Raw genomic sequence first — 13,582 nt, 5'->3', positions numbered from 1 at the left:
TTCGTCGAATTACGGTTATCAGGGCTTCCAGTGCTCGTTCGGATGCAGGTCCAGCGTGGCCTGCGCCACCACCTGGATCACGAAGTCCTCATAGCTGATGCCCACCGCGCGCGCCGCCATCGGCACCAGCGAGTGGCCGGTCATGCCGGGGGACGTGTTCATTTCCAGCAGGTAGGGCTTGCCGTCGCGGGTCAGCATTACGTCGGCGCGGGCCCAGCCACGGCAGCCGAGCACACGGAACGCTTCCACGGCCAGGGCGCGCACCTCGTTCTCGAGCGCCTCAGGCAAGGTCGAGGGGCACAGATATTGGGTAACGTCAGTAAAGTACTTATTTTGATAGTCGTAGTTCGACTCGGGCGCAACAATCTTGATGACCGGCAGCGCTTCGGCGGTCGCGCCCTCGCCCACGATGGGGCAAGTCAACTCCGCGCCGTCGATAAAACTCTCGGCCAGCACGTCGTCATCCAGCACCGCCGCCTTCTCGAAAGCCTCGCGCATCTGGCTGGTATCCGTGACCTTGGTCAGGCCGATCGACGACCCTTCGCGGGCCGGCTTGACGATCAGCGGCAGGCCGAGATCCGCCACCACGGCGTTGAAATCGGTATCGGGGCGCAGCACCGCAAAGCGCGGCGTGGGCAGGCCGTGGGACATCCAGAGCCGCTTGGTAGCCGGCTTGTCCATGGCCAGCGCGGACGCCAGCACGCCACTGCCGGTGTACGGAATGCCCAGCATCTCGAGCATGCCCTGAATCGTGCCGTCCTCGCCGTAGCGGCCATGCAGCGCGATAAAGACGCGGTCGAAGCCGGCGGCAGCCAGTTCGGCCACCGGTTGCAGGGCCGGGTCGAACGGGTGGGCATCCACGCCGCGCGCGCGCAGCGCCGCCAGCACGCCGTTGCCGGACATCAGCGACACCTCGCGTTCGGCCGAACGGCCGCCCAGCAGCACGCCAACCTTGCCCAGCGATTTCGGGTCGATATTGGGATGGGCGACGAAGCTCATGCCTGGCCTCCTGCCGGACTAACTTGGGTAACTTGTTGCGATACGAGCTGGCCGGGCACCGTGCCGATCGTGCCGGCGCCCATGGTCACGACCACGTCGCCCGGCTGGACGGCGGTCAGGATGGCCTGCGGCATGTCCTCGATCTGCTCGACGAAGACCGGCTCCACCTTGTTGGCCACGCGCAGCGCGCGGGTCATCGCCCGGCCGTCGGCAGCCACGATGGGCGACTCGCCGGCGGCGTAGACCTCGGCCAGCAGCAGCGCGTCCACGGTGCCGAGCACCTTCACGAAATCTTCGAAACAGTCGCGCGTCCGCGTGAAGCGGTGCGGCTGGAACGCCAGCACAAGGCGGCGGCCCGGGAAGGCCCCGCGCGCGGCGGCCAGCGTGGCGGCCATCTCCACCGGGTGGTGACCGTAGTCGTCCACCAGCGTGAAGGTGCCCTGCCCGTCGGCCGTGGCCACCTCGCCATAGCGCTGGAAGCGGCGGCCCACGCCGTGGAACTCGCGCAGCGCCTTGACGATGGCGGCGTCCGGCACCTCCAGCTCGGTGGCGATGGCGATGGCGGCCAGCGCGTTCTGCACGTTGTGCAGGCCGGGGAGGTTCAGCACCACGTCGAGCGGCGGCTCGGCATGGCCGTTGAGCTGCCGATGGACCGTGAAATGCATCTGGCCGTCCACCGGGCGGGCGTTGACCGCGCGGATCTGGGCGTCTTCGGCAAAGCCGTAGCGCACCACCGGCTTCGAGACGAACGGCAGGATCTCGCGCACATTCGGGTCATCGACGCACAGCACCGCGATGCCGTAGAACGGCAGCCGCTGGGTGAACTCCACGAACGCCTGCTTGAGCCGGGCGAAATCGTGCCCGTAGGTGTCCATGTGGTCCGCGTCGATGTTGGTGATGACTTCCATCACCGGGAACAGGTTCAGGAACGAGGCGTCCGACTCGTCCGCCTCGGCCACGATGAAATCGCCCGTGCCCAGCCGCGCGTTGGCCCCCGCCGAGTTCAGCCGGCCGCCGATCACGAAGGTCGGGTCGAGCCCGCCCTCGGCCAGCACCGACGCCACGAGGCTCGTGGTGGTGGTCTTGCCGTGCGTGCCGGCAATGGCGATGCCCTGCTTCAGGCGCATCAGTTCGGCCAGCATGATCGCGCGCGGCACCACGGGGATGCGGCGCGCCCGGGCGGCCAGCACCTCGGGGTTGTCATTGGTGACCGCCGTCGAGACCACGACGGCATTGGCGCCTTCCACATGGCCGGCGTCGTGGCCATGGAAGACGCGCGCGCCCAGCGTGGCCAGCCGCCGCGTGGCGGCGTTGCTGCCCACGTCCGAGCCCGAGACCTTGTAGCCCAGGTTCAGCAGGACCTCGGCGATGCCGCTCATGCCGGCGCCCCCGATGCCTACGAAGTGGATGTTTTTGACGATGTGCTTCATTGATTCGTATAGGTCAGTGGCCCGCCATCTCTTGGCAAATCTCGGCGACGCGCCGGGTTGCCTCAGGTTTGGCCAGGCCGCGCGCCAGGCGCGCCATGTCTTTCAGTTGTGGCCGCGACAGGCTGGCCAGCGTCTGCGCCAGCCCCTCCGCGGTCAATGCGTTCTGTTGCACCAGCAACGCGGCGCCCTGCTTCGACAGGAACTTCGCGTTGGTGGTCTGGTGGTCGTCCACCGCGTGCGGAAACGGCACGAACAGGGCCGCCACACCGGCGGCGGCCACTTCGGAAACCGTCATCGCGCCCGCGCGGCAGATGACCAGATCGGCGTCGGCATAGGCCGCCGCCATGTCGTCGATGAACGGCACGGTGTCGCCCGCCACGCCGGCTGCGGCGTAGTTGGCGCGCAATGTGTCGATCTGCTTGGCGCCGGCCTGATGCCGCACCACCGGGCGCTGGCCCTCGGGCAGCAGCGCGATGGCCTTCGGCACCACGTCGTTCAGCGCCGCCGCGCCCAGGCTGCCGCCCACCACCAGCACCCGCAGCGGGCCGGTGCGATGGTCGTAGCGCGCCTCGGGCGCCGGCAGGCTCGCCAGTTCCTCGCGCACCGGGTTGCCGGTCCACTCGCTGTTCGGCAGCGCGTCCGGGAACGCGCAGAGCACCCGGTCGGCCACTTTGGCCAGCACCTTGTTGGTCAGGCCGGCAATCGAGTTCTGCTCGTGCAGCACCAGCGGGCGGCCCAGCAGCGATGCCATCATCCCGGCCGGGAAGGTGATGTAGCCACCCATGCCCAGCACCACGTCCGGGCGCACCCGGCGCAACGCGCCGATGCTCTGCCAGAACGCGCGAAGCAGGTTCAGCGGCAGCAGCAGCTTGGTGATCAGCCCCTTGCCGCGCAGCCCGCCGAACTGGATGAATTCCATCGGGATATCGTGCTTCGGCACCAGCGTGGCTTCCATGCCGGTACGGTTGCCGAGCCAGACCACGCGCCAGCCGGCGTCGCGCAGCGCGTGCGCGACCGCCAGCCCCGGGAACACGTGGCCCCCGGTGCCGCCAGCCATCACGAGCAGCGTGCGCGGATCGCTCATACCTTCCCTCCGCGCATCAAGACCCGATTTTCGTAGTCGATCCGCAACACGATCGCCAGCCCGATGCAGTTCATCAGGATGCCCGAGCCGCCATAGCTGACCAGCGGCAGCGTCAGCCCCTTGGTCGGCAGCAGGCCCAGGTTCACGCCCATGTTGATGAAGGTCTGCCAGCCGAGCCACACGCCGATGCCCTTGGCGACCAGCCCGGCGAAGGTCCGGTCGAGCTGGAGCGCCGTGCGGCCGATGTCGAAGGCGCGGCGCACGAGCCAGTAGAACAGCACGATCATCACCAGCACGCCGATAAAGCCGAATTCCTCGCCGATCACGGCCAGGATGAAGTCGGTATGCGCTTCGGGCAGGTAGTGCAGCTTCTCGATGCTGCCGCCCAGGCCCACCCCGGTCCACTCGCCCCGGCCGAACGCGATCAGCGAGTGCGTGAGCTGGTACGCCTTGCCCAGCGCGTTGCTCTCTTCCCACGGGCTCAGATAGGCAAAAATCCGCTCGCGGCGCCATGGCGAGGCCGTGATCAGCAGCGCGAACGCGCCGATCGCCACCCCGACCAGCCCGGCGAACAGCTTGCCGTTGATGCCGCCGAGGAACAGGATGCCCATCGCCACGGCCGCGATCACCAGGAACGCGCCCATGTCCGGCTCGAGCAGCAGCAGCATGCCCACCAGCACCACGGCCACGCCCATCGGCAGGAAGCCCTTGGACACGGTCTGCATCCATTCCTGCTTGCGCACGGTGTAGTTGGCCGCGTACAGCACCACGGCCAGCTTCATCAGCTCCGACGGCTGGAAATTCATCACGCCGAGCGGAATCCAGCGCCGCGCGCCGTTCACGCCCTTGCCGACGAACGGCACCAGCACGAGCACCAGCAGCACCAGCGCGATGATGAACAGCTTGGGCGCGTATTTATCCCAGACCTTGACCGGTATCTGGAACGCCACCAGCCCCGCCGACAGCCCGATGAACAGCGCGAACGCGTGGCGCACCAGGAAGTGGCTCTCGCGGTAGTTGGCGTAGCGCGGCGAGTCAGGCAGCGCGATGGACGCCGAGTAGACCATCACCAGCCCGAGCGTCAGCAGCACGATGGCCACCCAGAGCAGCGGCTGGTCGTACTCCATCATGCGGGAGCGCGTGGGCTTGACGCCGGACACGGCGTCGCGCAGCCCACCCCAGGCATTGCCGATGGTGGCGCCGATGAAACCGCTGCGCTTGACCTGCGAGTCGCTCATGGCAGGATCCCCCGGGACAGGGCCAGTTCTTCCACCGCGCCACGGAACACCTCGGCGCGATGCACGTAGTTGCGGAACATGTCGAGACTGGCGCACGCGGGCGAGAGCAGCACCACGTCGCCGTTCTCGGCCAGATGGGACGATTTCTCGACCGCTTCCTCGAGCGTGGCGGCGTCCACCAGCTGCGTGCCGGTGTCAGCCAGCGCGGCGCGCAGCTCGCCGGCGTCCTTGCCGATCAGCACCACGGCGCGCGCGTACTGCGCCACCGGCTGCGCCAGCGGCGAGAAATCCTGGCCCTTGCCTTCGCCGCCGGCGATCAGGACCACGCGCTTGTCCAGCCCGGACAGCGCGGCCACCGTGGCGCCCACGTTGGTGCCCTTGCTGTCGTCGAAATACTCGACCTCGTCGATCGTCGCCACCCATTCCACGCGGTGCGGCTCGCCGCGATACTCGCGCAGGCCGTGCAGCAGCGCGTTCATCGGCAGGTCGATGGCACGGCACAGCGCCAGCGCGGCCATGGCGTTGGTGGCGTTGTGCATGCCGCGGATGTGCAGCGCGTCGGCCGGCATCAGGCGCTTATGGCGCACCGGCACGGCTTCCTCGACGACCTGCGCCCCCTTGCGGCGGCGCGGCTTCGGCTCGGCGTCGGCCTCGGTGTCCGGTTCGGCCAGCACCAGCCAGGGCATGCCGCCCTCGCGCAGCACGCCGTAGCTGCCAGCCGTCTCGGGCAGATCGGTGCCGAAGGTGACCAGCGGCGCACCCGAAGTGACGAGCGCCGTACCGGCGCGCGCCATGGCCATCGTCATGGGGTCATTGCGGCTCAACACCTGCACGCACGCCTTGTCGGCCGGCCCGAAGATGCGCGCCTTGGATGCGGCATAGGCTTCCATGCTGCCGTGCCAGTCGAGGTGGTCTTGCGAGATGTTGAGCACGGTGGCCGCGTGCGGCGCCAGCGTGTGGGTGGTTTCCAGCTGGAAGCTCGACAGTTCGAGCACCCAGACGTCCGGCAGCATGGCGCTGGCGATGCAGGCCGACAGCTTGTCCAGCGCGGACGGGCTGATATTGCCCGCCACGGCCACGGTCTTGCCGGCGCGCTCGACCAACCTTCCGGTCAGCGCCGTGGTGGTGGTCTTGCCGTTCGTGCCGGTGATGGCCAGCACGCGCGGCGCGTAGCCGGACACGCCTTCCAGATAGCCGAGCGCCTGGGCGAACAATTCGATCTCGCCCCAGACTGGGATGCCACGCGCGGCGGCGGCGTCGAGCACGGCCTTCGTGCCCGCTTCCAGCGGCGACAGGCCCGGGCTGATCGCCACGAGGCCGATGTCGTCCAGCAGGCCATCCACGTTCGCGGCAAACGGACCGGCAACAAATTCGGCCGTGGTCAGCTCGGCCTGCAGGAAGGCCAGGTTGGCGGGCGCCTCGCGTGTGTCGGCCACACGCACGCGGCAGCCGTTCAGGCCGCACCAGCGTGACATGGCCAGCCCCGACTCGCCGAGGCCCAGTACCAGCACATGAGGTTTCTGCAACACGCCAAACACTTCGATTTCCCGCCTTACTAATTAGAGAGTGGATCCGGTCAACGCAGCTTCAGCGTCGACAGCCCGATCAGCACCAGCAGCATCGTGATAATCCAGAACCGCACGGTGACCTGCGTTTCCTTCCAGCCGCTCAGCTCGAAATGGTGGTGCAGCGGCGCCATGCGGAACAGCCGCCGGCCCTCGCCGTATCGGCGCTTGGTGAACTTGAACCAGGTCACCTGGAGCATCACCGACACCGTTTCCACCACGAAGATGCCGCCCATCACGAACAGCACGATTTCCTGCCGCACGATCACGGCGATGGTGCCGAGCGCGCCGCCCAGCGCCAGCGCGCCCACGTCGCCCATGAACACCTTGGCCGGATGCGCGTTGAACCAGAGGAACGCCAGCCCCGCCCCGGCCATCGCCGAGCAGAAGATCAGCAGCTCGCCGGCGCCCGGGATGTGCGGGAACAGCAGGTACTTGCTGTAGACCGTGTTACCCATCACGTAGGCAAACACGCCCAGGCCACCGCCCACCAGCACCACCGGCATGATCACCAGGCCGTCGAGGCCATCGGTCAGGTTCACGGCGTTGCTCGAGCCGACGATCACGAGGTAGGTCAGCACGATGAAGCCCATCACGCCCAGCGGGTAGCTCACTTCCTTGAAGAAGGGCACGATCAGGTTGGTCTTGTACGGCACATCGGCCCACATGCCACCCTCGATCCAGCTCAGGAACAGGCTCCACACGCGCACATTGCTGGCCTCGGAAACCGAGAACGCCAGGTAGACCGCCGCCACCAGCCCGATCAGCGTCTGCCAGAAGAACTTCTCGCGGCTGGACATGCCGCGCGGGTCGCGATACACCACCTTGCGGTAGTCATCGACCCAGCCGATGGCGCCGTAGCCCACCGTTACCAGCAGCACCACCCAGATGAAGCGGTTGCCCCAGTCGCACCAGAGCAGCGTGGAAATGCCGATCGAGAGCAGCACCAGCACCCCGCCCATGGTCGGCGTGCCCGACTTCACGAGGTGGGTCTGCGGGCCGATCGTGCGCACGGCCTGGCCGATCTTCAGTTCGGTCAGGCGACGGATTACCCACGGCCCGAAGCCGAGGCCGATCACCAGCGCGGTGAGGTTGGCCGCCACCGCGCGGAAAGTCAGGTAGTTGACGACCCGCAGGAAGCTGTAATCGTTTTGCAGCCACTGGGCCAGAGCCAATAACATCGTGTGTCTTCAGTTAGTGAGCGGAAGGTGTTGCGACCAGCGCATCGACCATCCGTTCCATGCGCATGAAGCGCGATCCCTTCACCAGCACGGCCGATGCCCCGGCTACCGTGCCCTCCTTGTCTTCGCCCAGCGCCTGCGCCAGGTCTTCCGCCTTGTCGAAATGGCGGCCCGCCGGCCCGTAGGCCTGCACCGCGTGCGTCGCCAGCTGGCCCGTGGCCCAGAGCGCCTCGATGCCGCGCGTGCGCGCGTAGTCGCCAATTTCGGTATGGAACGCCGGGCCCTGGTTGCCGACTTCGCCCATGTCGCCCAGCACCAGCAGGCGCGGCGCGGCAAACCCGGCCAGCACGTCGATGGCGGCGCGCATGGAGTCCGGGTTGGCGTTGTAGGTGTCGTCGATCAGGACCGTGCCGGCCGCCGTGTGCTTGACCTGCAGCCGGCCCTTCACGGCCGTGAAACCGGCGATGCCAGCCTGGATGGCGGCCACGTCCACGCCCGCCGCCAGCGCGCAGGCCGTGGCGGCCAGCGCGTTGCGCACGTTATGGGCGCCCAGCAGTTGCAGGCGCAGGTCGAACGTCTGGCCGGGCGCGGTCACATGGAGCACCTGCACGCCGTCATCGAGCGACACCGTGGCGCGCACGTCGGCCGACGCATCGGTCCCGAACGCCATCACGCGCCGTCCGGCAGCCGCCTGGCGCCAGATCTGCGCATGCGCCCCCCCGCTCTCGGCATCCACCGGGAACACGGCCACGCCATCGGCCGGCAGCGCGGCCAGCGCGCTGGCGTGCTCGTGCGCCACCGCCTCCACGCTGACCATGAACTCCTGGTGCTCGCGCTGGGCGTTGGTGATGACGGCCACGGTCGGCTGGGCGATACCGGCCAGATAGACCGTCTCGCCCGGATGGTTCATGCCGAGTTCCAGCACCGCCAGCTTGTGGTGCGCGCGCAGGCGCAACACCGTCAGCGGCAGGCCGATGTCGTTGTTCAGATTGCCCCCCGTGGCCAGCCGGTCCGGCTCGCCCACGGCGGCGGCGAAGATCGCCGCGATCATTTCCTTGACCGTGGTCTTGCCGTTGCTGCCGGTCACGGCCACCGTGGGCAGCGTGAACTGGCGGCGCCAGCCGGCGCCGAGTTCACCCAGGCCGATGCGCGTGTCCGGGACCACGATGGCCGGCACATCGAGGCCGGTCTCGCGGCTCACCAGCACGGCAGCCGCGCCACGCGCGACCACATCGGCCAGGAAATCATGGGCGTCGAAGCGCTCGCCCTGGAGCGCGACGAACAGGTCGCCGGGCGCCACGGTACGGCTGTCGGTATGCACGCGCGTGAACGTGCGCGAGGCATCACCCACCACGCGGGCGCCGGCCATCCAGCCGGCGGCTTGCTGCAAATTGGTCATCGTGGTCTGGTTCATGCCGACACCCCCCGCGTGCCCAGCGTCAGGCGTACGTGCTCGCGATCGGAGAACGGGCGCTTCTTGCCCTGGATCTCCTGCGTGGCCTCGTGGCCCTTGCCGGCCACCAGCACCACATCGGCCGTGGCCGCGTGCTTGATGGCATAGAGGATGGCGGCGGCGCGATCCTCGACCAGCCGGGCGCGGGCACGGTCCTGCATGCCGTCGGCGATGGCTTCGAGGATGTCGCGCGGATCTTCGCTGCGCGGGTTGTCGCTGGTCAGGATGATGTCGTCGGCAAGACGCTCGGCCACGCCGCCCATCAGCGGGCGCTTGGTGGCATCGCGGTCGCCACCGCAGCCGAATACGCACCAGAGCCGGCCCTGACGGGCCTGCGCCACCGGGCGCAGCGCGGCCAGTGTCTGCGCGAGCGCGTCCGGCGTGTGGGCGTAGTCGACCACGGCCAGCGGGGCGTCCTGCCCGCCGAACAGCTCCATGCGGCCATCCACCGGCGTCAGGCTGCGCAGCGCGGCGAGCGCGGCATCCCACGCCACGCCCTGCGCCAGCGCGGCACCGAGCACGGCCAGCAGGTTGCTGACATTGAAATTGCCGATCATCGGCGTGGTCACGTCGGCGCTGCCGAAGCTGCCGTCGACGTGGAAGGCGGTGCCGCTGGCCGTGGCGCGCACGCCGGTGGCGCGCAGCCACTGGCCACGGGCGGCCGAGGCGCCGGCGGCGCCGTCGATCCCATATTCGATCACCTGCGGCGCGGCCACGGCAGCGGCGTTGCTGGCCAGCAGGCGGCGGCCCATCGCGTCATCGCGGTTGATCACGGCGGCGCGCAGGCCCTCCCACTGGAACAGGCTCGCCTTGGCGGCCTCGTACTCGGCCATGGTGCCGTGGTAGTCCAGGTGGTCCTGCGTCAGGTTGGTCAGCACGGCCACGGCAAACCCGGTGCCGGCCACGCGGCCCTGTTCCAGGCCGTGCGACGACACCTCCATGGCGATGGCGCGCGCGCCGGCGTCGTGGAGGTCGGCCAGGCTGGCCTGAAGCTGGACGGCGTCCGGCGTGGTGAAGCCGGTGGCCTGCAGGGCATCGGGGAAGCCAGTGCCGAGCGTGCCGATGGTCGCGCAACGCGTGCCAGTGGCCTGCAGCAGGCGGGCCAGCCATTGCGCACACGAGGTTTTGCCGTTGGTCCCGGTGATGCCGGTCACGGTCAGGCCGCGCGCGGCCACGCCATGCCAGCCGGCGGCAATCGGGCCGGCCAGTTCGTGCAATTGGGAGACGGCCAGATGCGGCACGGCATCGCCATGCGTCCAGGCGTAGCGATCGGCTTCATAGACGATGGCCGACGCGCCGGCGGCGATAGCCTTGTCGATATGGGGCCGGCCGTCCGTGGCCAGCCGTTCGTTACCGAGCACGTAGGCGAAGAACACATCGCCGGGCTGCAGGCGGCGCGTATCGCCGGTCAGCCGGGCCGTGGCGGGTGCGTGCGTACGCAGCCAGGCCAGCGCGTTGCTGGCCTGGGCGGAGACTTCGAGGGGGAGCAGCGGCTTGGCCGTCATGGCGTCGTGGCCCATGGCTCGCTCTCCTGCACCTTGTCCGTCACCATTAGCTGGCGGATCGGCGAATCGGGCTGCACGTTCAGCGCCCGCAATGCCCCGCCGGTGATCGCCGCGAAGACCGGACCGGCCACCGCGCCGCCGTAGTGGCTGCCGACGGTCGGCTCGTCCACGCTGACCGCCACGATCACGCGCGGGTTGGACATCGGCGCCAGGCCGATGAACGACGCGCGGTACTTGCTGCGGTCGTAGCCGCGGCCCACGTGCTTGTATGCCGTGCCGGTCTTGCCGCCCACGCGATAGCCCATCACCTGGGCTTCGGGCGCGGTGCCGCCCGGCGCGGTCACGGTTTCCAGCATGCCGCGCACGTCGCGCGCCACCTGCGGCTTGAGGATGCGCTCGCCGGTCGCCGGGCCGTTGGTCTTGAAGATCGATACCGGGATCAGCTCGCCGTCATGGGCGAAGATCGTGTAGGCGTGCGCCACCTGGAACAGCGACACCGACAGGCCGTAGCCGTACGACATCGTCGCCTGTTCGATCGGGCGCCAGCTCTTCCAGGGCCGCACGCGGCCGGCCACGGCGCCCGGGAAGCCGATCTTCGGCGCCTGCCCCAGGCCGAGGCTGGTATACATATCCCACATTTCCTGCGGCTTCATCAGCATCGCGATCTTGGTCGTGCCGATGTTGCTCGACTTCTGGATCACGCCCGACACCGTCAGCGCGCCGTAGTTGTGGGTGTCGCTAATCGTGGCGCCCTCGAACTGGTACTTGCCCGTGGTGGTCACCACCGTGGACGGCGTGACGCGGCCCAGCTGCAGCGCCAGCCCGATCGAGATCGGCTTCATCATCGAGCCGGGCTCGAAGGTATCGGTCAGCACCCGGTTGCGCAGCTGCTCGCCGGAGAGGCGGGTGCGGTCGTTCGGGTTGTAGGTGGGCCAGTTGGCCAGCGCCAGCACCTCGCCGGTCTGGGCGTCCAGCACCACGGCGCTGGCCGCCTTGGCCTTGCTGCGCTCGGCCACGGCCTTGACCTCGTTGTAGGCCAGGTACTGGATCTTGGCGTCGATGGACAACTGCATGTCCTCGCCGTCGCGCGGGGTCTTGAGGATGCCGACGTCCTCCACCACCCGGCCGAGCCGGTCCTTGATGACCTGGCGCGCGCCCGAGCGGCCGGCCAGCACGCCTTCGCGCGCCAGTTCCACGCCTTCCTGGCCCTTGTCCTCGACGTTGGTGAAGCCGACGATGTGCGCCATCGCCTCGCCTTCCGGGTAGAACCGCTTGTACTCGCGCGTCTGGTGCACGCCCTCGATCTTGAGCGCGGCGATCTTGTCGGCGGCGTCGGGCAGCACCTGCCGCTTCAGGTAGACGAAGCTCTTGTCCTCGGACAGCTTGGCCTTGAGTTCCTTCTCGGACATCTCCAGCAGCTTCGCCAGCTGGCGGATGCGCTGCGGCTCGATGTCGCTGGAGACGTCCTCGGGCACAGCCCAGATCGCCTTGACCGGCAGGCTGGTGGCCAGCACCAGCCCGTTGCGGTCCAGGATCTTGCCGCGCGTGGCGGGCAGCTCGAGCGTGCGCTGGAAGCGCTTCTTGCCCTCGGCCTCATAGAACTGGTTGCCGGGGCCCTGGATCCACAGCGCGCGGGCGGCCAGCGCGGCGAACGCCGCGAACATCAGGAACACCACCAGCTTGGAGCGCCACATCGGCAGGCGCAGGCCCAGCACCGGGCTGGCCGAGAACTGGCCGGTACGCGGGCGTGCGGCGCCACCAGCCGCCTGGCGGCCAGTGCGGGCGCGGTTTAGCGAGGGGCGGGCCATGCTCATTTGGCGGCTCCCCCGGCGGCGGGTTTTTCGGCCGGTTGCTCGGCATCCGGCGGCGTGTTGGGTAGCACCACGCCCTGCAGGTATTGGGTACGGCCGGCCAGCGCCGGCGCCATCTTGAGCTGGGTGCGCGCGGCATCGGCAATGCGCGCGCTCTTGCCGAGCGCGCTCTGCTGGTACTGCAGGCGCGACCAGTCGATATCGAGCTGCTTCTCCTCGGACTGCGCGCGCTCCAGCGCCACGAACAGCGTGCGTGCCTGGTGCTGCGCGCTGACCAGGGACAGCGCGCAGAGCAGGAGGGCAGCCAGGAGGAAGAAGGTGAGGCGATTCATGCCGGGCGGGCCTCCGGCAGCTTTTCGGCCACGCGCATCACGGCGGAGCGGGCGCGCGGGTTCTCGGCCACCTCATCGGCGCCGGGCTTGAAGCGGCCCAGCAGCTTGAGCGTAGGCTGCGGCAGGTCGGCGGCACGCAGCGGCGCGCGGCGCAGCGCGGGATCAGCGTCCTGCTGCGGACGCGCGTGCGCCTGCATGAACCGCTTGACGATGCGGTCCTCGAGCGAATGGAAACTGATCACCACGAGGCGGCCCCCCACCTGCAACAGCTCGTAAGCCGCCTTCAGCCCGGCCTCGAGGTCCGCAAGCTCTTGATTGATGTGAATCCGTAGAGCTTGAAAGGTGCGGGTCGCAGGGTCCTGACCCTTCTCGCGTGTTTTGACGGCTTTCGCCACGAGCGCGGCAAGGTCTGAAGTAGTGGCGAGTGCTCCGCCATCGCCGGGTTCGCTCCGGCGAGCAACAATCGCCTTTGCAATCTGTACAGCAAACCGTTCTTCCCCATAGTCTCGTATCACCCTGGCAATGTCTTGCTCGTCCGCCTGTGCAAGCCACTCGGCGGCAGTCATGCCGCGCGTGGTGTCCATGCGCATGTCCAGCGGGCCCTCGAAACGAAAGGAAAACCCCCTCGCCGCCTCGTCGATCTGGGGCGAGCTGATTCCCAGGTCGAGCAGCACGCCAGCCAGCGGACCACGGTCGGCCAGCCGCCCGGCCATGTCGCCAAAGCTCGCGTGCTCAATGGAGAAGCGGGCATCCCCGATGGTGCCCGCTTCTGCGATTGCTGCCGGATCCTTGTCGAACGCGACGAGGGTGCCGGCTGGCCCCAGCCGGGCCAGGATCGCCCGGCTGTGCCCGCCCCTGCCGAACGTGCCGTCCACGTAGGCGCCGTCGGGCCGCCAGACGAGCGCCTCGACGGCCTCGTCCAGCAACACGGTGCGATGGCGCAGGGTGGTGGACCCCGGCGTTCCGGTAGGGCTCATGACCTCT

The 13,582-nt window shown here is 68.7% G+C and carries 11 protein-coding genes; all 11 read right to left on the bottom strand.

What is annotated here, in order from left to right; translation table 11 throughout:
• Positions 1 to 18: 18 nt before the first annotated feature.
• From AC1DFU_RS18460 to rsmH, 11 genes are read right to left on the bottom strand one after another with little or no spacing between them, the layout of a single operon-like run.
• Entirely contained in the window at positions 19 to 999 is a 981-nt protein-coding gene (locus tag AC1DFU_RS18460; RefSeq protein WP_092298559.1) for a D-alanine--D-alanine ligase, read from the bottom strand.
• The gene (gene murC, locus AC1DFU_RS18455; protein ID WP_092298556.1) at positions 996 to 2,429 is read right to left on the bottom strand and encodes a UDP-N-acetylmuramate--L-alanine ligase; all 1,434 of its coding nucleotides are present in this window, start codon (positions 2,427 to 2,429) and stop codon (positions 996 to 998) included. Before murC ends, AC1DFU_RS18460 begins: the two co-directional genes overlap by 4 nt.
• A gap of 13 nt (positions 2,430 to 2,442) precedes the next feature.
• On the bottom strand, positions 2,443 to 3,513 hold the full coding sequence (gene murG / locus AC1DFU_RS18450) for an undecaprenyldiphospho-muramoylpentapeptide beta-N-acetylglucosaminyltransferase (RefSeq protein ID WP_441592197.1): 1,071 nt from the start codon (positions 3,511 to 3,513) through the stop codon (positions 2,443 to 2,445).
• Positions 3,510 to 4,751: a putative lipid II flippase FtsW gene (gene ftsW, locus AC1DFU_RS18445; RefSeq protein ID WP_092298550.1), complete on the bottom strand. Its 1,242-nt coding sequence runs from the start codon at positions 4,749 to 4,751 to the stop codon at positions 3,510 to 3,512. Before ftsW ends, murG begins: the two co-directional genes overlap by 4 nt.
• Positions 4,748 to 6,289, bottom strand: coding sequence for a UDP-N-acetylmuramoyl-L-alanine--D-glutamate ligase (murD, locus tag AC1DFU_RS18440; protein WP_441592194.1), 1,542 nt, complete (start codon positions 6,287 to 6,289; stop codon positions 4,748 to 4,750). The genes ftsW and murD overlap by 4 nt, the downstream gene beginning before the upstream one ends.
• Before the next feature lie 38 nt (positions 6,290 to 6,327).
• Complete coding sequence (mraY, locus tag AC1DFU_RS18435) at positions 6,328 to 7,497, bottom strand: phospho-N-acetylmuramoyl-pentapeptide-transferase (protein ID WP_092298544.1); 1,170 nt, start codon at positions 7,495 to 7,497, stop codon at positions 6,328 to 6,330.
• Positions 7,498 to 7,510: 13 nt separating this feature from the next.
• Positions 7,511 to 8,911, bottom strand: coding sequence for a UDP-N-acetylmuramoyl-tripeptide--D-alanyl-D-alanine ligase (locus tag AC1DFU_RS18430; RefSeq protein WP_441592193.1), 1,401 nt, complete (start codon positions 8,909 to 8,911; stop codon positions 7,511 to 7,513).
• Positions 8,908 to 10,455 (bottom strand): UDP-N-acetylmuramoyl-L-alanyl-D-glutamate--2,6-diaminopimelate ligase, encoded by a 1,548-nt coding sequence (locus tag AC1DFU_RS18425; RefSeq protein ID WP_092298969.1) that lies wholly within the window; start codon positions 10,453 to 10,455, stop codon positions 8,908 to 8,910. Before AC1DFU_RS18425 ends, AC1DFU_RS18430 begins: the two co-directional genes overlap by 4 nt.
• Positions 10,452 to 12,269 (bottom strand): peptidoglycan D,D-transpeptidase FtsI family protein, encoded by a 1,818-nt coding sequence (locus AC1DFU_RS18420; protein ID WP_092298538.1) that lies wholly within the window; start codon positions 12,267 to 12,269, stop codon positions 10,452 to 10,454. The genes AC1DFU_RS18425 and AC1DFU_RS18420 overlap by 4 nt, the downstream gene beginning before the upstream one ends.
• Positions 12,266 to 12,598, bottom strand: coding sequence for a cell division protein FtsL (gene ftsL, locus AC1DFU_RS18415; RefSeq protein WP_092298535.1), 333 nt, complete (start codon positions 12,596 to 12,598; stop codon positions 12,266 to 12,268). The genes AC1DFU_RS18420 and ftsL overlap by 4 nt, the downstream gene beginning before the upstream one ends.
• Complete coding sequence (gene rsmH, locus AC1DFU_RS18410; protein WP_092298532.1) at positions 12,595 to 13,575, bottom strand: 16S rRNA (cytosine(1402)-N(4))-methyltransferase RsmH; 981 nt, start codon at positions 13,573 to 13,575, stop codon at positions 12,595 to 12,597. The genes ftsL and rsmH overlap by 4 nt, the downstream gene beginning before the upstream one ends.
• Positions 13,576 to 13,582: the final 7 nt, after the last annotated feature.

Source organism: Cupriavidus sp. 10L45, from assembly GCF_056395225.1.
This window is presented reverse-complemented; position numbering and strand designations above follow the sequence as displayed.